The sequence below is a fragment of the Janthinobacterium sp. GMG2 genome (assembly GCF_033949445.1).
Taxonomy (GTDB): domain Bacteria; phylum Pseudomonadota; class Gammaproteobacteria; order Burkholderiales; family Burkholderiaceae_D; genus Janthinobacterium; species Janthinobacterium aestuarii.
This window is the reverse complement of record NZ_JAXAWA010000002.1, coordinates 503,136-523,056: the sequence shown is the minus strand read 5'-3', so window position 1 is coordinate 523,056 and position 19,921 is coordinate 503,136. Positions and strand designations below refer to the sequence as shown.

16 protein-coding genes are annotated in these 19,921 nt (G+C 64.6%); 4 read left to right on the top strand and 12 right to left on the bottom strand.

Annotation, left to right across the window (positions count from 1 at the left end):
• Positions 1-61: 61 nt before the first annotated feature.
• Complete coding sequence (locus SKZ59_RS08375; RefSeq protein ID WP_319991375.1) at positions 62-985, top strand: LysR family transcriptional regulator; 924 nt, start codon at positions 62-64, stop codon at positions 983-985.
• A 22-nt stretch (positions 986-1,007) separates the two neighbouring features.
• Here the strand turns inward: SKZ59_RS08375 and SKZ59_RS08370 are convergent, their stop codons facing one another.
• Both SKZ59_RS08370 and SKZ59_RS08365 read right to left on the bottom strand, forming a co-directional pair.
• Positions 1,008-1,517 (bottom strand): hypothetical protein, encoded by a 510-nt coding sequence (locus tag SKZ59_RS08370; protein ID WP_034755475.1) that lies wholly within the window; start codon positions 1,515-1,517, stop codon positions 1,008-1,010.
• A gap of 82 nt (positions 1,518-1,599) precedes the next feature.
• Positions 1,600-4,023 (bottom strand): DNA internalization-related competence protein ComEC/Rec2, encoded by a 2,424-nt coding sequence (locus SKZ59_RS08365; RefSeq protein ID WP_319991374.1) that lies wholly within the window; start codon positions 4,021-4,023, stop codon positions 1,600-1,602.
• A 203-nt stretch (positions 4,024-4,226) separates the two neighbouring features.
• Here SKZ59_RS08365 and SKZ59_RS08360 point away from each other — a divergent pair, with 203 nt between their 5' ends.
• The 3 genes from SKZ59_RS08360 to SKZ59_RS08350 all read left to right on the top strand — a co-directional run bounded on the left by SKZ59_RS08360 (position 4,227) and on the right by SKZ59_RS08350 (position 8,179).
• Positions 4,227-5,060, top strand: a complete 834-nt coding sequence (locus tag SKZ59_RS08360; RefSeq protein ID WP_319991373.1) for a class I SAM-dependent methyltransferase — start codon at positions 4,227-4,229, stop codon at positions 5,058-5,060.
• Between the two features lie 149 nt (positions 5,061-5,209).
• Positions 5,210-5,503, top strand: a complete 294-nt coding sequence (locus SKZ59_RS08355) for a hypothetical protein (RefSeq protein WP_219329895.1) — start codon at positions 5,210-5,212, stop codon at positions 5,501-5,503.
• A gap of 690 nt (positions 5,504-6,193) precedes the next feature.
• Positions 6,194-8,179: a helicase-related protein gene (locus tag SKZ59_RS08350; protein ID WP_319991372.1), complete on the top strand. Its 1,986-nt coding sequence runs from the start codon at positions 6,194-6,196 to the stop codon at positions 8,177-8,179.
• A gap of 3 nt (positions 8,180-8,182) precedes the next feature.
• On the opposite strand, the gene SKZ59_RS08345 is transcribed toward SKZ59_RS08350, so the two are convergent.
• The 10 genes from SKZ59_RS08345 to SKZ59_RS08300 form a co-directional block, all read right to left on the bottom strand.
• Complete coding sequence (locus tag SKZ59_RS08345) at positions 8,183-8,656, bottom strand: T6SS effector amidase Tae4 family protein (RefSeq protein WP_319991371.1); 474 nt, start codon at positions 8,654-8,656, stop codon at positions 8,183-8,185.
• 176 nt (positions 8,657-8,832) lie between these two features.
• Positions 8,833-10,065, bottom strand: coding sequence for a PQQ-dependent sugar dehydrogenase (locus SKZ59_RS08340; protein WP_319991370.1), 1,233 nt, complete (start codon positions 10,063-10,065; stop codon positions 8,833-8,835).
• A gap of 7 nt (positions 10,066-10,072) precedes the next feature.
• Complete coding sequence (locus SKZ59_RS08335; protein WP_319991889.1) at positions 10,073-10,870, bottom strand: TatD family hydrolase; 798 nt, start codon at positions 10,868-10,870, stop codon at positions 10,073-10,075.
• A 12-nt stretch (positions 10,871-10,882) separates the two neighbouring features.
• A complete protein-coding gene (gene lolD, locus SKZ59_RS08330; protein ID WP_319991369.1) occupies positions 10,883-11,608 on the bottom strand; it encodes a lipoprotein-releasing ABC transporter ATP-binding protein LolD in 726 nt (241 codons plus the stop codon).
• A 16-nt stretch (positions 11,609-11,624) separates the two neighbouring features.
• The gene (locus SKZ59_RS08325; RefSeq protein ID WP_046682975.1) at positions 11,625-12,890 is read right to left on the bottom strand and encodes a lipoprotein-releasing ABC transporter permease subunit; all 1,266 of its coding nucleotides are present in this window, start codon (positions 12,888-12,890) and stop codon (positions 11,625-11,627) included.
• Between the two features lie 65 nt (positions 12,891-12,955).
• Entirely contained in the window at positions 12,956-14,233 is a 1,278-nt protein-coding gene (locus SKZ59_RS08320; protein WP_034755457.1) for a lipoprotein-releasing ABC transporter permease subunit, read from the bottom strand.
• A 105-nt stretch (positions 14,234-14,338) separates the two neighbouring features.
• Complete coding sequence (locus SKZ59_RS08315; protein ID WP_319991368.1) at positions 14,339-15,631, bottom strand: TolC family protein; 1,293 nt, start codon at positions 15,629-15,631, stop codon at positions 14,339-14,341.
• Positions 15,631-16,944, bottom strand: coding sequence for an HlyD family type I secretion periplasmic adaptor subunit (locus tag SKZ59_RS08310; protein WP_319991367.1), 1,314 nt, complete (start codon positions 16,942-16,944; stop codon positions 15,631-15,633). The genes SKZ59_RS08315 and SKZ59_RS08310 overlap by 1 nt, the downstream gene beginning before the upstream one ends.
• A complete protein-coding gene (locus tag SKZ59_RS08305; protein ID WP_319991366.1) occupies positions 16,941-19,094 on the bottom strand; it encodes a type I secretion system permease/ATPase in 2,154 nt (717 codons plus the stop codon). The genes SKZ59_RS08310 and SKZ59_RS08305 overlap by 4 nt, the downstream gene beginning before the upstream one ends.
• Before the next feature lie 89 nt (positions 19,095-19,183).
• Positions 19,184-19,855 carry a PEP-CTERM sorting domain-containing protein gene (locus SKZ59_RS08300; RefSeq protein WP_319991365.1) on the bottom strand — a complete coding sequence of 224 codons (672 nt, stop codon included), beginning with the start codon at positions 19,853-19,855 and terminating at the stop codon, positions 19,184-19,186.
• Positions 19,856-19,921: the final 66 nt, after the last annotated feature.

The following is a 19,921-nucleotide window of genomic DNA, read 5'->3' as shown; positions in this document are numbered from 1 at the left end:
GCGTAACGCTTGACGGAATGCGCCCCATGCGGTCTACTGGCCTCTTTTGCCGGGAGTCACGATGTCGATGAAACTGATGTGGGAGATCCGCGCCTTCTGCACCGTGGTCGAAAAGCGCAGCTTCATCCACGCGGCGCGCATGCTGGGGCGCTCGCCGTCGGCCGTCACGCGCGCCATCCAGTTCCTCGAGGAAGCCATCGGCGCCGAGCTGATCCTGCGCACGCAAAAGCAGTTCACCCTGACGACGGCCGGCGAAACATATTACGCGTCGGCCAAGCACTTGCTGGAAACGCAGGCCGAGGCGGAAGACCAATTGGCCGAGCTGAGCAACTCGCCGCAAGGCTGGGTACGCCTCTCCGCGCCGGAGATCCTGTCCTTGGGCTTCCTGCCGAAAGTGGTGGCGCAATTTTCGCGCGACTACCCGAACGTCTCGGTGGACATCCATTTCTCGGACAAATCGATCGACCCCATCCAGGAAAAGCTCGATTTCGCCATCCGCGGCGCCTTCCCCCAGTCGAGCGAGCTGATCGGCTATCCACTGTGGAATTACCGCCGCTATATGTACGCCTCGCCCGACTATATAGAACGCATGGGCGCGCCCGAGGAGCCCGAAGAGCTGGCCGGCCACGACATCATCATGCACTCGGCCCCCCGCATCCTGCGCGACTGGCATTTCGTCTCCGGCGAACGCAACGTGCGCTACCAGGTGCAGCCGCGCTTCCGCTTCACCTCGGGCATCGCCACTTTCCAGGCCGCCCTGGAAGGCGCCGGCATCGTGCGCCTGGCCAGCTGGCTGGCCGAGCCTGCCGTGGCCGCCGGCGCCCTGCGCCGGGTTTGCACGGCCTACCGGCTGACGTCGTCAAAGGAGCTCGATCCCAGCATCCATGCCGTGTATGGCACGTCGAGGATGGCCAAGGGAGCGCGACTGTTCCTTGAGTATGTGAGAAAAAAAGGGCTGGAGATACCGGACGAGCGGCACAGCTGACACCTGTACCGATGAATGGCCGCTATGGCTTGATGCGAACAGAAACAGGGGTTTTCAGGACCCACGCCACGTCATAAATCGGCGCCGTGCCACGAAACGATATCGCGATGAGCTCCAGCGGCGTCACCGTGCCATGCGCGATAAACGTTTCCACATAGCCGTCGGAACCCACATGGTGGTAAGCCACCTCCTTCGCTTTCGCTAGCGGCGCCGGCCCGACGATGGCCTGTCCATGGAAGCGAAAAACCAGCACGCAGCCTGTTCTTTCCGCCTGCGAAAGCGCCCCCTGCAGTCCCTGCGACAGCGTCACGTAGGCAAAAGCGCCTTGCAGCTGTTGCTGCTTCACTATGGCCTCGGCGGTTGACACGTCCGTCATATGATACAGATACGGATGCTGCAGGCGAACGGCGTCAGCTTGCCGTCCCTGCAAATCATATGACAGCGTCTTCGACTGCTTGCTTTGGGACCGGATCCGCGCCTCAAAGCCGATCGCTGCCACGGACGCCTTTTTCTTCCAACTGAACCAGCCCATCTCCACCCTTTCAGAATATTCCAGGCAGCACCGGGGGCTGCCAAGCCATGACAGATTTATACCATTGATGCAGCGGCGTCCGCTAGCGTCCATGCCAGTAGCGCGGCCGGCTGGCCCGATACTGCGTCACATCGATATTGCCCCCGAATTCCAGCACCACCGCCCCCGTCACATCCGTGCGCAGCCGGACAATGCCCATGTCGCCATAGCGCGCATACACTTGCGGCTTCGGATGTTTATAGCGATTCCTGTGTCCCACCTGGAAAATCGCCAGGGCCGGATGGACGGCACTCAAAAATGCCGGCGTCGATGACGTACCGCTGCCATGATGGGGTGCGAGCAACACGTCGGCTGCCAGTTCCCCCTCGGCAGAACGGGCCAGCAATTGCGCCTCCTGCGCCGCTTCGATGTCGCCGGCCAGCAGGATCGCGTGCTTGCCTGCCGTGATTTTCACGGTGCAGCTGCGGGCGTTCGGCTTCAGGGCAATGTCCGTATGGCTGGCGGGCAATGGGTGCAGCATGGCGAAGTGCACGCCTTCCCAGGTCCAGCTCTGGCCCGCCGTGCAGTGCAGATAAGGCCGGTGCGATTCCCGCTGGAACTCGACGGCCGGATGGCCATCGAACAGCGACGAGGCCAGCCAGCCCACCTGCACGTTCTCGAGCAGGGACATGGCGCCGCCCGCGTGATCGAGGTCGCTGTGGGAAATGATGACGCCGTCAAGTTCGGCGATGCCGCGCGCGCGCAAATACGGCACGATGACCCTGCTGGCGCCATCGGAATCGAGGCTGTAGGCGGGTCCCGTGTCGTACAGCAGACGGTGGCCATGCGTTTCCACCAGCACGGCCATGCCTTGTCCCACGTCAAAGGCCGTGATCCACATCTGGCCAGGTGGCGGGCTGGATGGCAAGGCCGTCAGCAGCGGCAGCCAGCCCAGCATGCCCGCCCACCGGTGTGGCCAGCCACGTGGCGCCAGCAGCCATGCCGTGCCAAACAATGCCCAGCAAAAACTCCACATTGGCGGCGCGGGCGCCGTCCACACGGCAAAGCGGCGCGCGCCCAGCCATTCCAGCACCTGCGCCAGCATCTGCACGATGGCGTGCGCCAACAGCAACAGTCCATCGGACAAAGGCGCAGGCAGCAGGCTGCCCGCCAACGACAAAGGCGTGACGACCAGGCTGATGACGGGGATGGCCAGCGCATTGGCCACAGGGCTGACCAAGGACACTTGCGAGAACAGCAGCATCGTCAACGGCACCAGCCCCACCGTCACCACGTATTGCGTGCGTGCGCCCAGCGCCACGGCCGCGCGCAGGCGGCGCCAGCGTCCAGCTTGCTGCGGCATGGGCGCCGTGGTGCGGCCCGCCGTCGCGTACAGCATGGTGGCGACGGCACCGAACGACAGCCAGAAACCGGGCCACAGCACGGCCCACGGATCGAGCAGCACGACGACGCCCAGCGCCAGGCACAGGATATGGACGATGCTGGTGGTGCGTCCCAGCCACAGGGCCAGCGCCACCACCAGCAACATATATAGAGTGCGCTGCGCTGGCACGCCGAAGCCGGCCAGCAGCACATAAAGAAAGGCCGCCAGCGCGCCAGCCAGCGCCGCCACCTTTTGCGCCGGCAGCCGCAAGGGCAGCTGCCAGTCGGTAAAGAATGAACGGCGCCACAATGCGCCTGCGCCCAAGGCGAACAGTCCCGCGATCATGGTGATGTGCAAGCCGGAAATCGAAATCAGATGGCTGACGCCCGTGCGGTTGAACACTTGCCAGTCGGACTGGGGAATGGCACGCTGGTCGCCCACCACCAGCGCCACGATCACGCCCGCATACTGCTTGCCTTCCAGGCTGCGGGCGATGCGCGCGCGCAGCGCTGCGCGGCTGGCCTCCACCACGTTGCCGAAGCCGGGCACGAAGGGGACCAGGCGCGCATTGGGCGTATCGGCGCGCGGCTGCGGCCGCACGTAGCCCGTGGCGCGCACGCCCTGCTCCAGCAGCCACGCCTCGTAATCGAAACCCATGGGATTCGCATTGCCGTGCGGACGCTGCAGCCGCACCGTGAGGCGCCAGCGCTCGCCCGGCTGCACGTCGCCCACGGCGTTCGTCACTGCATCGCGAAAACCCGCGTACCAGGACAGGGCGATCAAGGGCGGCACCTTCGCCCCAACCGCCTTTTCCACGGCAAAGTTGAAGCGCACGCCCTGCTCGAAGCGGTAGGGCAAGCTGGCGATGGTGCCCGTAACAACAATGTCCTGCCCTTCGTCAGCCAGTGCCAATTGCGGCGCCATCGCCGCCTGGGCCAGCCACGCGGCCCAGTAAAAGCCGAGGCCTACGCCAGCGGCGAGCGCAACAACGCAGCGCCAGCGCGCGTGGCGGCGCAGCGCCAGACTAGCCGTCAACCCTGCACCAGCAATCACCCACAGCAGCGTGCCCGCCTGCACAGGCAAGCTTGCCTGCGTCTGCAACCAGGCGGCGCCAGCGGCAAAGCCGAGTATCAGGGTGCGCATAGGGAGGCAGAATCAAGACAGAATCAGCTCGCGGCGAAAAGGGCTCAGCTACTGTGATCGCTTTCGACTGTTTGCCATCTGATCTGGCGCAATGATGCCAAGGATAGAAGTTCAGCACACCATCCGGCACCACCGCAGGCGAAACTTCCCCCATGCTAAGATGGCCATCCGGCGTTCAGGCGCCACGAATTAGCGGATCTGGCATGACCCCACTGACAGCGGCCGAAACCTATTTGCAAGACTTTCACCAAAGACAAGTCGGCGCGACCAGCGCCGCGTTTGCCCACCTGCCGGCCAGTTCGCCTGCCGGGAGTTGGGCTTCGTCCTACGAAGTGTTGACCAGCCTGATACCGGCCGTGGACACGCCCTTGACCGTACTCGACCTCGCCTGCGGCGACGGCCATCTGCTGGGTTTGCTGGCAGCCAGGCGGCAGCCCCGGCTGCAACTGCTCGGCGTCGACATGAGCCAGGGTGAACTGGCTGTCGCGCGCGCCGCCCTGCCCGCCTCCGTGCGGCTGCTGCATGGCCGCGGCCAGGCGCTGGAACTGCCATCGGCCAGCGTCGACTATCTCGTCTCGCACATGGCGCTGATGCTGATGGACGACATCGAACGAGTCGTGCGCGAAATGCGCCGCGTGCTGCGTCCCGATGGTCACTTTGCGGCCATCGTCGGCCGCACTTTCCTGCTGGGCGAAGTCAACGACGTTTTCATGCGCGTGTTCAAGCCCATCGCCAGCACCGAGCTGCCGCCGCTGCGCTTTGGTGACCGCCGCACAGGGTCCGAAGCGGGCTGGCGCGGGCTGCTCGATGGCGCGTTTGCGGACGTCGAATTCGACGACATCGACGTACCATGGACGCCCACGCCGAGCGAACTGTGGACGGCCCTGCTGGACACCTACGATATCGACCGCCTGGACGACGGCGCCAGGCAACGCCTGCGCAACGCGTTCCTGGATGCCGTGGCGCCGCTGCAAACCGGTGACGGATTGATCGCCACCGGCTGGGGGCTACGCGCCGTACGCGCTCGGGCGGCCTGAACTGCCATCGTCGCCAGTGACTGCCGGCATCACCGGCAACAGGCCGCGATAGTGGCTGCCACTGCGCGCAGCACTGCTACTGTCCATTGCAGGTTTGCTGGCAGGCGGACCGTTCGGCGTTGCACTCTGCTTGAGCGGTACCGCCAGCAATGCAAGCACGCCATTCGGCAGCACAGGCGCTAGCGCAGCTTGCAAAGGCTGGCGTCGCGGTCACCGCCAAACCAAGGCCGGACGCAAAAAGAAATGCAGCGAGCTTTTTATTCATGGTGTTCTCCAAAGTTGGATGGCTGATGAATCCCTGCGCGCGCCATCGACTGGCGCAGGGCCACATACACAAGTATGTCGGGTGTCATCGCAAGCTGGCCGTGCGTCAGCGCGAAGTGAAAAGTCCTGCGGCCGCCAGCGGATACTGGAGCACCGCCAAATCAAAGCCGTTCATATAAACGCGGCGCGTCCCGGCCGATAGCCAGACCAGCATCCATAATAATGCCGCGCATCGCCGTCAATTTCCGATATGTTGAAAACATGCGAAAATTCTCCTCGCGAAATCTGAGGTCATGATCAGCCCGCCATTATTAATTGTCAAGACAATTCAATTCATTTCGTACTATCGGATAATTTCTCGCGCAATGAAAAATACGGTCGCAATAAAATCGATAGAATGGGAAGGTTCGCTCAGTCATGCCGGCTGCTGCTGGCGCATGGGAGCGCGACGACAACGACTCACTGCCTGGCAGACGCAAGAAAACAATCTGCACGTGATACGAATATCATCACCATGGATATCAATAGAAACTTACTCTTTGTCATTATCGGCAGTTAAATTTTAATAATAAAATTCACAGAATAAAACAAACTTAATAAAAATACATTCACTAAATTCCGGACGAATAAAATTCAGAGAAAAGAAAATGATAAAACACGAAGCACCAGATATCGCACTCCGTGTTCAAGCAAATTGAATTCGACATTATGGAAACGCCGGGCTCAATGCCATTCAGTTTTTTATCCGGGCCATGGAAGCATCACTTTAAAAATCAGCGTTTCCGCAACAGCCACTCCGTGCGCCGCAAAAAATCTTTGCCCGGCGCACGGTATAATCGGCCTCGCTTACTTCAACACCCAGGCACGACATGACTTCCTCCCCGCTTCCTCCCGATACATCCACCGACATCTCCGACAGCAGCGACGACAATAACGACGCTACCCTCGTCGCGGAACTGGGGGAGCTGGCCGAGCATATCCGCCTCGTCAAGATGGAAGGCCGCGTCTTCGTGCGCTTTTCCGGCGTGGTCAAGGCGGGCCACCTGGTGGTGCCGTATGCGCTGGTGCCGGCACAGGGCGTGCTGGCGCGGCCGGCCAAGTGGCGCAAGATGGACCGCGAGGCTAAGCTGGCCCTCGTGCGCGAACGGGCCAGCGCGGCCGTGTTCGAGGAGCTGCGCCAGCACGTGATCGATTTCGTCGCCGATATCGCGGGCCTGAGCGAGGACGTGGACACGGACCCGATGGTCTTCCTGCACACCCTGGCCGACATGCAGACGTCGGAGCCGGCCGGCATGGTGTTCGACCGCATCCGCCAGCGCTTCCATCACGCCATCGAGCGCCAGCAGGAAGAGCAGCACGCGGCGCGCACGCGCCAGAGCATCAACCTGGCCGAATACCCCGCCTCGTTCGAGATGGCGCGTCGCCTGCCGCGCCGCTTCATCGCGCTGCTGGGTCCCACCAATTCCGGCAAGACGCACCGCGCCATGGAAGCGCTGGTCAAGGCCAAGAGCGGCATCTACCTGGCGCCCTTGCGATTGCTGGCCCTGGAAAACTACGAGCGCCTGCAGGAAGCGGCGCCGCACGGCAAACCGCTGGCTGTGAGCCTGATCACGGGCGAGGAGCGCCGGGTCGTCGACGGCGCCACGCACGTGGCCAGCACGGTGGAAATGCTGGACACGAAAACCGTCGTCGAAGTAGCCGTCATCGATGAAATCCAGATGCTGGCCGACCCGGACCGGGGCGCCGCGTGGACGGCGGCCGTGTGCGGCGCGCCTGCCCACACCGTGTATCTGGTAGGAGCTCCCGAAGCGCGGCGCGCCATCGAGGCGCTGGCCGAGCGCCTCGAATGCCCGCTGGAAGTGCACGTATTAAAACGCATGGCGCCCTTGTCGATGGAGCCGACGGCCGTGCGCAAGGTGCGCAACCTGCGCCGCGGCGACGCCGTCATCGCCTTTTCGCGCCGCGAAGTGCTGATGTGGCGCGACATGATCACGGAAACGGGGCTGTCGGTGGCCACCGTCTACGGCAACCTGTCGCCCGAAGTGCGGCGCGCGCAGGCGCAGCGCTTCCGCGACGGCACGGCCGATATCGTCGTCGGCACGGATGCGCTGGCGATGGGACTGAACATGCCGATCGCGCGCATCGTGATGACCACCTGCGTCAAATACAATGGCCGCGAAGAGGAAGAGATTTCGGCCGCGCTGGCGCGCCAGATCGCCGGGCGCGCGGGCCGCTACGGCGTGCATGAAGAGGGCCTGGTGGCCGGCTACGACAACGAAACACATGAAGTGATGCGCGCCCTGCTGAAGGAAAAGCTGCACCCGCTGAACACGAGCGGCTTTGCCGTGGCGCCGTCGCTCGAACATCTGCACCGCATTTCATCGGTGACGGGCGAACTGTCGCTGTCAAAGCTGCTGCGCCGCTTCATCCACAATATCGACGTGCCGGACGGCTTCTTCTTCCCCCGCATCACGGAAGACCAGAAAGAGCGCGCTGTCTGGCTCGACACCCTGCCCCTGTCCGTGGCCGACAAGTTCACCCTGTCGCTGGTGCCGATATCAAGCAAGGTGCCGTCCTTGCAAACGGCGTGGGAACACTGGGCAAAGAATCTGTCGCAGGGAAAAGTCAGCACCCTGCGCCAGCATGCGTACGGCGGCGGCACCCAGAATCTGCAGCAGGTGGAAGACACTTGCCGCTACTACTCGGCGTATGCGTGGCTCAGCTACCGCCTGCCCGAATTCTTCCCCGATATCGACGTGGCGCAAAACCTGTCGCGCGATGCGTCGGAGCGGGTCGATTCCATCCTGCGCGCGCACAATGCGGCGTCGCGGGGACGCTCGAAGAAATTCAGGTAAACGTCAACGGAGTGGCCAGAACCAGACCTCGCCACAATCCCAGTAGCATTCGGTGCCGCACACCTTCACGCCGATGGAGGGCAGCAGGATGTCGATATGCCCGCCGGCGCCACCCAGGTAGCCGGGAATGCGGAAGAAGGCGACCAGGCCCTGGCGCTGGCCGATGCCTTCGATGGCCGCATCGGCGGCAAATTTTTCGGGCGCGCCGAACAACGAGGGACTGGCCAGCATGTGCGCCAGCTTGGCCTGCCCCGGCTCGATCAGCGCGCCCTTGAACGGTCCCTTGCGGATGGCCATGCGGCCCTTGACCTTCACGCCGGCCTTGATCAGGGCCAGGCTGACGCGGATGGCGCAGGTGTTGGCAAAGCTGTCCTTGCCGATCAAGTCTTCCCAGCCGATTTCGCGGAACAGGGCCGCCTGGTCGACGGCGTCCACGCTCGAGTAATTTTCATGCAGATTGATGAATGCAGGTTTCACGCCAGCCTCCCGTCGTCCCTGGTCGACACGAACATCAGGCCGATTGTAGAACGATGCGGCAGCCCCGCAATGAGCGAGGTCAAGCGTAGGCCAGGTAGGTCGAGTAGGTCGGGTTAGGCCAACGGCCGTAACCCGACAACATCCGTAACGCCAACGATGTATCGGATTAGCGCCGGTTACGGTTTGCCCGGCGCCGCATAATGCAATTTCAGCACCAGCCCATTATGGTCGTCGGCCATATAGATATCGCCATCCTGCCCCAGTTTCACGTCGACGGGTGCGCCCCTGCCCTGCTTGCCCTTGCGCTCCCAGTTGCCGATCAGCTCGACGGACTTGCCCAGCGGCGCGCCGGCCTTGTCAGGCAGCAGGGCCACCAGGCGGTGGCCATTGCTGCGGTAGCCGTGGTAGCCGATGATCAGGCTATTCTTGTACAGCGCCGGGAAGCGGCTGGCCGTGTAAAACGTCATGCCCAGCGGCGCGGCGTGGCCGGGCAGCAGGCGCTCGGGCGCCGCATATTGGGCGTCGCAAGCCGTCTTCGGATATTCGGGACTGGCGACGTTATCGTCGTAGCAGTACGGCCAGCCGTAGTGCCGGTCGGACTTGATCAAATTCAGTTCCTCGTGCGGCAGGTTCTCGTCGCTTTTCAGTTGCGGCATGGTGGCCTGGATGGCGTCGCGCGAGTTTTCGGCCTGCCACAGCTCGCCCGTCGCAGGGTGAAAAGCCAGCGCCATCGAATTGCGCAAGCCGCGCGCATGCGTGCGCCAGCTCGTCACCGTCCCAGCCGGCCAGGCCATCGTGTATTCGCGGATGGCGCCCAGCGCTTCCAGTCCCTCCGCCGAAGGACAAGCCTTGGCCGGATCGGGCGCCTTGCCATCGTTCTCGCAATGGTCGGTGCTCGAGCCCACGTTCACGTACAGGTCGCCCTTGGGACTGAAGCGCATATTCGTCAGCAGGTGCAAACCGAGGCCCGGCAGGCGCGGCGTCTTGGCCGTGCCGCCGATCACGTCGGTGAGGGTGCGCTTGGTGTCGCGCAGGTCGAAGCGGAAGATGCGCCCTACTTCGCCCACGTAGACCATGCCGTCCGGCCCCTGCACGATGCCGTTCGGGCGATCGAGCTTGTCGAGCAGCAGCTTGCGCTCGTAGCCGGCGCCGGCCGCCTTCGGCTGCAACAGCCACAATTTGCCCTGCTTCGGCGCCCATCCCGTCATGTCGGTGACGAGGATGTCGCCATTCGTCAGCGGCAGCACGCCGCGCGGGAACTTCAGGCCATCGGCCAGCACGGCCACGCAAAAGCCGGCCGGTGTGGTGACGTCGAGGCGGGGCATGCCGTCGCACTGGGCGCTGGTCGCCGCCATAACGGGAGCGAACGCACCGGACAGGCAGGCGGCCAGGATTATCTTGTTGTTCATTGTGGTCTCATTCCATCAAAGGTAATCGGGGCATGACGGCGCGCGCGTTGGCGCTGGTAGCAATGGCCACGTCGGCCAATGCCAGGCCGCGCAGCTCGGCCAGCACGGCGCCGATGCGCGGCAATTCTTCGGGGCTGTTGCGGCCAGGGTGCACCCAGGCCGGGGAAATATCTGGCGCGTCCGTCTCCAGCACGATGGCGTCCAGGGGCAATTCCGTGGCCATGCGGCGTATCTGCAGCGCCCGGGTAAAGGTCATGGCGCCGCCAAACCCCAGCTTGAAACCGAGGTCGATATAGCCCTGCGCCTGCTGGAAGCTGCCATTGAACGCATGGGCGATGCCGCCGTTCGGGCGGATCTGGCGCGCGTGCTTGAGGACGATGTCCTGCGAGCGGCGCACGTGGGTGAGCACGGGCAGGTCGAAGTCGCGGGCGATTCTCAGCTGCTCGCGCAGGAAGTGTTCCTGCTTGGCGCGCATGGCCGGTTCGCACAGCATGGGGATGAAGAAATCGAGGCCGATTTCGCCGATGGCGACAAAACGCGGATCATTCATGGCCAGCGCCACGGCCTCGCGCAGCGCGATCAAATCGTCATCCGTAGCGTGCGGCACGTAGATCGGGTGGATGCCCAGCGCATAGCAGGCGTTGGGCGCCGCTACCGCCAGGTTGCGCACGATGGCGAAATTCGCCCGTTCGACGGCGGGAATGACGATCATGCCCACGCCCTGCTGCTGGGCGCGCGCCGCCACCTGCAGCGATTCGCTGCCGAATTCATGCGCGTCGAGGTGGCAGTGCGTGTCGATCCACAGCATGGCGGCTCCTTAATATTGGTACGGTTGCAACCCTTCGTCCGTCAGGCGCAGCACGCGGTCGCAGCGCTTGGCCAGTTCGATATCGTGCGTGACGATGACGAAGGCCGTGCCCAGGGTACGCGACAGTTCCAGCATCAGGTCGAAAATCTGTTCGGCCGTGGCATGGTCGAGATTGCCCGTCGGTTCATCGGCCAGCACGCAGGCCGGCTGCGTGACGAGGGCGCGGGCCAGGGCCACGCGCTGGCGCTCGCCGCCAGACAATTCACCGGGCGTGTGCGTGACCCGCTTGGCCAGGTTGACGCGCGTGAGGATCTGCTGCGCCAGCTCGGTGGCGGGCGCGCGCTTCATGCGCCGTATCATCAGCGGCATGGCGACGTTGTCGAGCGCGGAAAACTCGGGCAGCAGGTGGTGGAACTGGTACACAAAACCCAGCGAGGCATTGCGCAAGTCGCCGCGCGCCTTTTCGCTCAGATTGGCGAAGTCCTTGCCCAGCAGGGTGACCTTGCCGCTGGTGGGTGTATCGAGGCCGCCCAGCAGGTGCAGCAGGGTCGATTTGCCGGAACCGGACGCGCCGACGATGGCGACGCGTTCGCCACGGTGAACGTCGATATCGATGTCGGCCAGCACCTGCACCTTATAGCTGCCCTGCGTGAAAGTCTTGCCCAGGCCGCGGCAGGAAAGGACGGCGGAATCGGCGGAAGCGCCGTTGGAGGCAGGTTTGTTCAGATCGGTCATGGTCGTAGTCAGTGGTTTATTCATAGCGCAGGGCTTCCGCAGGTTTCACGCGGGCAGCCCACCAGCTTGGGTACAGGGTCGCCAAAAAGGCGAGGATCACGGCCAGCACGCCGATCTTGGTGACGTCGGGCCAACGCAGGTCGGACGGCACGGTGCTGATGAAATAGATGTCCTTCGAGAGGAACTGCACGCCCAGCAGATGCTCGATGAAGGGCACGATGACGTCGATGTTCATGGCCACCAGCACGCCGCCGCCCACGCCCAGGATCGTGCCCAGGATGCCCACCAGCGCGCCCTGGATCATGAAGATCTTCATGATGGAACGGGGCGACGCGCCCAGGGTGCGCAGAATCGCGATATCGGCCTGCTTGTCCGTCACCGTCATCACCAGGGTCGAGACCAGGTTGAAGGCGGCCACCGCGATGATCAGGGTCAGGATGATGAACATCATGCGCTTTTCCGTCTGCACGGCGGCAAACCAGTTGGCGTTCAGCTTGGACCAGTCGCGCAGCCACAGGTCGCCCGGCATGGTTTTTTTCAGTTCCGCCGCCACTTGCGGCGCCTGGTTCATGTCGGCCAGGCGCAAGCGCAGGCCCGATGGCCCGTCGAGGCGCAGCAAACGCTGGCCGTCTTCGATATTGATGAAGGCCAGGCCCGCGTCGAATTCATTGTGGCCGGCCTGGAAGATGCCGCTGACGGTAAAGCTGCGCATGCGCGGCAGCACGCCGGCCGGCGTGACCTGGCCCTGAGCCAGCATCAAGGTGACTTTTTCGCCGAGGTTGACGCGCAAGGCACGCGCCAGCTCGATGCCCAGCACAATATTGAAGGTGCCCGGCTGCAGCGCCTTGAAGCTGCCCATGCGCGTCTGGCCAGCCACGTCGGAAACGTTCGGTTCTTCCTCGGGCAGCACGCCGCGCACGATGGCGGGGCGCAGCGCATCGTCGCGCAGCAGCATGCCCTGCGTTTCCACGAACGGCGCGGCGCCCTTCACGGCCGGATTCTTGAACGCTTGCGCAGCTTCCGCGCGCCAGTCCGGCATGCTGCCGCTGTTGTCGAACACTTCCACGTGGGCCAGCACGGACAGCATGCGGTCCGTCACTTCCTTCTGGAAGCCGTTCATCACGGACAGCACGACGATCAGCGCCGCCACGCCCAGGCCGATGCCGGCCATGGAAATGAGCGAGATAAAGGAGATAAAACTGTTGCGGCCACTGCGCTTGCCAGCCCGCGTGTAGCGCAGGCCGACCAGCCATTCGAAGGGAAGATTTTTTAACATGCTCATTGATTCGTTAATTCTCAGGGGTCTGACCCGCCGGGTCTGACCCCGGCAGTTTGTTGATCAGCCAATTACTCATACCGCAGCGCCTCGGCCGGCTTGACACGCGCGGCGCGCCAGCTCGGGTAGATGGTCGCCACCAGCGCCAGGCCAAAGGCGATCAGGCCGATTTGCGCCACGTCCAGCCAGTGCACGTCCGACGGCACGGCGCTGATCTGGTAGATTTCCTTCGAGATGAAGTGCAGGCCGAAGATGCCTTCGATGAAGGGCACGATGACGCCCACGTTCAGCGCCAGCACGACGCCGCCGATCACGCCCAGGGCACTCCCCAGCAAGCCGACCAGCGCGCCCTGGATCATGAAAATCTTCATGATGGAGAACGGCGAGGCGCCCAGGGTGCGCAGGATCGCGATATCGGCCTGCTTGTCGGTGACCGACATCACCAGGGTCGAGACGAGGTTGAACGCGGCCACGGCGATGATCATGCTGAGGATGATGAACATCATGTTCTTCTGGCTTTGCACCAGCGCATACCAGCTGGCACTGGCGCGCGACCAGTCGCGCATCCACAGCTGGCCCGGCATCGACGCTTTCAATTCGCGCGCCACCTGCGGCGCCTTGTTCATGTCATGCAGGCGCAAACGCAGGCCGGACGGGCCGTCGAGCTGCAGCAGCTGCTCCGCATCCTGCATGTTGACGAAGGCCAGGCTGCCATCGAGTTCATTGTGGCCCGCCTCGAAGATGCCGGCGACCTTGAGCGCGCGCATGCGCGGCATGACGATGCCATTGGCCGGATCGCCCGCCCTCGGCTCGCGTTCCAGCATCAGGGTGACGTTCTGCCCCACTTTCACGTCGAGCGCCTTGGCCAGGTCGATGCCCAGCACGATATTGTACGAGCCTGGCGTCAGATCGTTGAAACTGCCCTGCTTCATCTGGCTCGCCACGCTCGAGACGGTGGCTTCCTGCTGCGGCAGCACGCCGCGCACGACGGACGGGCGCATGGTTTCGTCGTTGAGCAGCATGCCCTGGGTTTCCACGAACGGCGACACGGCTTTCACTTGCGGGTTGGCGTAGGCGGCGCGTTCCTGCGCCTGCCAGTTCGGCATGGAGCCGCTGGTGTCGAACACCTCGACGTGGGCCAGCACCGACATCAGCCGGTCCGTGACTTCCTTCTGGAAGCCGTTCATGACGGACAGCACGACGATCAGGGCGGCCACGCCCAGGCCGATGCCGGCCACGGAAATGAGGGAGATGAAGGAAATGAAGCTGTTGCGGCCACTGCGTTTCCCGGCGCGCGTATAGCGCACGCCGACCTGCCACTCGAAGGGAAATTGTTTGATGATGCTCATGCGCTCCCGCGACAACGATGATATGCGAGCGCGCAGTGTGCCACATAATGGGCATTTCATGCATCAAGTCTGCGTGATCCATGTGTGAAACCGCGCACGCCTGCCCTATTTTGCCTCCTGCGCCAGGCCGAACGCGTCCAGCAGCCGCCCCGCCAGCGCATATTGCCGCATCTGCGCCAGGGTCAGACGGTGCAGCTGGTCGCTGCGCCGCTGCTGTATCGTGAAGTAGCTGTCGCGCGTCTGGATGACCTGCTGCAGGTTGCGCCGGCCCGCCTCATACTGGATGGTCCCGCCGCGCACGACGAAGGCCATCTTCTTTTCCTGTTCGTCGAGCAGGGCCAGGGTGCGCTGCGCATTGGCGATGCGCGGCAGCATGCTGGCCAGGTCGGCGCGCGTGCCCTGCTCGGCGCGCGCCACGTCCGCCTCGGCCGCCTGGGCGCGGCTGATGCTCTCGTCGCGTTGCGCCAGGCTGCCGCCGCCCAGCGGAAATTCCCAGGAAACTCCCACCGACCAGCCCCGCTGCTGGATGGTCGACGGCGGCGGCGTGGTCTTGTTATTGAGCAGATGGCTGACATTCAGGTCGATTTTCGGGGCCAGGGTGGCAGCCACGCCACGCACGCGCAGCTGGGCCGCCGCCGCCCGCTCGCGCGCGGCGCGCAATTGCGCGTGCTGCGTATCAGCATTCTCCAAAGCCTGCGCCGGCAGCGGCGCGAAGGCGAAATCGGCAAACTGCGCCACCGGCTCGAAGGCCAGCGCTTCGAGCTTGATGCGCGCCGCCTGCTGGTCCGTCAGCAAGCCGTCGTGCACCAGTTCCGCGTCCAGCTGCGAGCTTTGCGCCAGTTCGCGGTCCACTTCCGACGCTTTGCCCAGCTCCGCCTGGCGCGTCACCTGCCGCACCAGCAGCGTCACGTCGCGCAGCCGTTCCTGCGACTGCTGCAGGCTGCGATCCAGGCGTTGCATGTCGAAATACGCTTCGGCCAGCTTTTCCGCGCTGTCCGCGCGCGCCCGTTCCACGTCGAAAGCGGCGCCCGCCATGTCGCGCTCGGCCGCATCGAGTTCGGCGCGGTCGGCGCCGCCGTTGTAGACATTCCAGCGCACACTCGCTTCCACCTGGTGCGTGCGGCGTTCCACGTCCAGGGTGCCATCGAGGTCATTGCTGCGCCCACGCGTGGCCTGCAGCGCCGCCGTCGGGAACAAACGCGAGCGGGCCTGCTTGTAGCGCGCTTCGGCGGTGGCCAGCGCCGCCTGCGCCGCGATCACCTGCGGATCGCGCGGCACGGCGCGCGCCAGCAAGGCCGGCAAGCCGCGCACGGACTGCGCCTGGAAAGCGGCCGGTGGCGCTGGTTGGGCGGCCGCGTTTGCGCAGGCGAATGCCATGCAAAGTAAAAAAGCACGCATCACCGCTCCTGCAGGGAAGACTGCAAGCCGCGCAGCACGGGCTTGAACACATATTGCAGCACCGAGCGGCGTCCCGTCAGGATACCCACGTCGACGGGCATGCCGGGCGTAATCGGCAGCACCTTGCCGTGCGCCGTCAACTGGCTGCGGTCGGTACTCAGCTGCACCTCGAAATAAGGCTCGTTGCGTTCATCGGGAATCGCGTCGGCGCCCACGCGCACCACCTGCGCCTGCATGCGGCCATAGGTGGTGGCGTCATACGCCAGCACATTGGCCGAGGCGCGCTGCCCCACGTGGATGAAACCGATGTCCGACGGCTTGACGCGCACGGAGATCAGCATTTCCGAATCGGCGGGCACGATTTCCAGGATAGGCTTGCCCGGCTGCGCCACGCCGCCGACGGTTGCCACCAGCACGCGGTTGACGACGCCGTCGACGGGCGCCGTCACGTCGCGCCGGCTCACCTGGTCTTGCTGGCCCTTGACGGTGCTGGCCAGGGCCCCGGCCTTGGTTTCATATTCGCTGCGCTGGGCGCCCCACTGGCCGCGCATGCGCGCTTCCACTTCGCCGGCCTGCGCCTGCGCCTCGGCCAGGGTGGCGGTCAGGCGCGGCACGGACGCGCGCAGGCTGTCCAGTTCCGTGCGCTGCTGCTGGACGCGCTGCTGCGCATTCAGATAATCGCCACGCGAACCGGCGCCCTCCTTGAACAGGCGCTCCTCGATCGACAGGCTTTCCAGCGCGATCTTCAAACCCGTGTCGAGTTGGGCGATGCGGCTGTGCGCCTCGGCCAGCTCGCCGCGCCGGCGCGTCACGCCTTCGCGCGCGGCCGCCGTGGCCGACGCGAATTCGCGCTGGCCATCGCGCCACAACTGCGTTTCCTTGGCGATCAGCTCGGGCGCCTCTTGCTGCCATTCCGGCGCAAACCGGGGCGTGCCGCCAGACAGCAGCGCGTCGAGGCGCGCCCTGCCCGCCAGCGCGGCCAGGCGGTTTTGCACGCTGGCGCCCAGATTGGCCTCGTACTGGGCCGTGTCCAGGCGCAGCAGCAAGTCGCCGCGCCGCACCCGCTGGCCCGGTTTCACCAGCATTTCACGCACGATGCCCCCTTCCAGGCTTTGCACTTCCTGCAGATGCGATGGCGGCGTGATGGCGCCACGGCCATTCACGGACACGTCGAGCTGGGCGAAGGTGGCCCAGGCCAGGGTCAACACCAGCAGCACGGCGATCAGCGCCAGCATGCGCATGACGATGGTCTGCGGTTCACGTTCCGGGTCCGGGTGGGCTGTTGGCAGCGGGCGGGCGTTCAGGGCGCTCATGCCGCCACTCCCTGCTGCGCCGCAGGCCTGGCCGCCTGGCTATTCAACACGCGCATGACCTCATCGCGCGGGCCATCAGCCACGATGCGCCCCTTGTCGAAGACGATCAGGCGGTCCACCAGCGCCAGCATGGCCATGCGGTGGGTGACGAGCACGATGGTCGTGTCTTTCAATGACCGCAGCCGGCCGATCAAGCGCTGCTCGGTGGCCGGGTCGAACATGCTGCTCGGTTCATCGAGCAGCAGCATCGGCGGTTTCGCGAGCAAGGCGCGGGCCATGGCCACGGCTTGCCGCTGGCCGCCGGACAGGCGTTCGCCCCGCTCGCCCACTTCCGTCGCCACGCCGTTGGGCAGCTGGGTGATGATGTCGTCGAGGCAGGCCAGGCGAATGGCGTCGAGCAGGCTCGCGTCGTCGGGCTGGCTGCGTCCCAGTTCGATGTTTTCGCGCAGGGTGCCGTGGAACAGGGTCACGTCCTGCGGCACGTAGCCGATCTGGCGGCGCAGGCTCAAAGGCTCCAATTGGGTGCTGGCCAGGTCGTCGAACAGCACGCTGCCGCTTTGCGGGCCGTACTGGTTCAGCAGCAAGCGCAGCAAGGTGCTCTTGCCGGAACCGAGCTTGCCGATCACGCCGACCCGCTCGCCGGGACGGATGTGCAGGGTGAGTTTATCGAGCAGCGGCGGCGAATTCGGGTAGGCAAAGCCCACGTCGCGAAATTCGATGCGCCCGGACAGGGGCGGCGCCTGCAGGCTGGCCGCGTCGTCATCGGTCGGCGCTTCCATGATTTTATTCAGAGCGTGGTAGGACAATTTGGTCTGTTCCCAGCGCATGATCAGGCCCGCGATCTGGCTCACGGGCGCCAGCGCGCGGCCCGTCAGCATGCTCACGGCGATGATCTGGCCCAGGGTCAGCAAGTGCTCGCCCATCAGCAAGGCGCCCGTGGCCACCACGGCCACGCCGGACAGGGCCAGCACGGCCGTGTTGATGTAGTTGACGCGGCTGACGATTTCGCGCGTCTCGACGCTGTTGGCGGCGATGGCCACCGTCAGGCTTTCCCACTTGCGCCGGCTCCATGCTTCGGCGCCCAGCGCCTTGATCGTGTCGAGGCCATTCATGGTTTCAAACAGGTGCGCCGTGCGCTGCGCGCTTTCCTGCATCGAGGCGGCCACGTGGCGCGCCAGGGCCGCGCGCGAGGCAAAGGCCACCAGCAGCAAAATCGGGATGACGGCCAGGGGCACGAGCACGAGCCAGCCGCCCACCAGGGCGATCACCAGCAGGAACAGCAGCAGGAACGGCAAGTCGCCCAGGGTCGTCAGGGTGGTCGAAGCAAAAAATTCGCGCACGGATTCGAAATCGCGCACGGTATTGGCCAGGGTGCCGCCGGAAGCGGGCCGGCTGGCCGCGCGCAGGCGCAGGCACTGGGCAAAGATATTCGACGACAGCGCCACGTCCATGCGGCGCGACGCCGTTTCCACCAGTTCGCCGCGCAGCAGGCGCAGGGCCAGTTCGAAGCCCGTCAGCACCACGACGGCGATCGTCAGCACCCACAGGCTGGAGGTGGCATTGTTCGGGATCACGCGGTCATACACGGCCATCGCATAGAACGGCACCAGCGCGCCGATGACGTTCAGCACCAGGGTGCCCAGCAAGGCCCAGCGGAAGACCCAGCGGTTGCGGTTGAAGACATCCCAGAACCAGCGCCCCGCCACCGGCATGCTGTAGAGCAAGCTGCGCTGGTCGAAAAACAGTACGGGCCGCACAGCCACCCAGCGTGCATCGGGCACTTCCTGCGCCAGCGCGGCCGCGTCAAGCCAGGCGCTGCCTTCGATGCCGGGCACGTGGCATTCATATTTACCATCAACAATGGACAGCACCACCAGCGCCTGCCCTTCCCCGTTGAACAGCAAGGCCGGCATTTCCGTAGGACGGCGCGGTTTGTCTGCCGGCAACCCGGTGCCGGCCAGGGTGGCTTGCGCCAGCGCCTGATCGAGGAAATCGGCGGCGGCCGGGTCGCCATGCGCGGTCACGCTGGCGCGCAGGCGCTCGGCCTGCACGGCCACGCCGAAAAAGCGCGCAAGGAAGACGATGGCGTCGGCGATGGCATCGGTGGACGCGCCGGCGGAAGCGGTGGAAGTATCGGGGGGTGGGGTCATGATGGATTCACAATAAAACGCTGCGGCGGGCCGGTCGGGCGCGCCGCAGCGGGAACGCTATCGCTTGCGCGATGAGCGATGAGTAATAATTAAATCAGCGCGGAAGCGCCCTTGCGGCGGCGCGCCATGAAGCCCAGCAGGCCCAGGCCCGCGACCAGCATGGCCCAGGTCTGCGCTTCCGGCACCGGCGACACAGCCAGCAAGGTTTGCGAAGCCGGGTTGACGCTGCTCAAGCTCGTGTAGTTGTACAGGTTCTGGATGGCGCCATTGCCCGTGGCCACGCCCAGCATGGTGTTGGCTTCGCTGACGACGGCATTGCTCAGGCTTTTGAAGCGCAAATCGCCCGTCAGCAGGTTCGTGTTGTCATTATTCAATTCCCACAGGGCCAGCTGGAAGGCGGCGGCGCTGTTGGCACTGGTCGACACACTGGCGACGGACGAGGCGTAATAGCCTTCATACAGGCGCTTGACGGAATCGCTGGCGGCGAAAACGCCGCTGCTGTAGCTGTTCGAACTATTGCTCAGCGCGACATGGGGATCGAGGCAAAACGCCAGGAAGGTGTTGCTGTCGTACTTGACTTCCCACAAGGTCGGCGAGATGGCGCTGCCCGAGCCAAAGGCGCCGCCGGCAGCCGTAAACAGGCTGACGCTGTGCGAATCGACGACTTGCAGGTTGGAGGCGGCCAGGGCGCTGCCGCTGGCAAGAGCGAAGGTGGCGGCGGCGATGGCGCCGCGGACGAACAGGTGCATGGATTGTTTCATATTGGTTTCCCTATTTCTATTATCAAGTGTGGAAAAGCGTGGAAAGCGCCGGCGCCCCGTGACGGG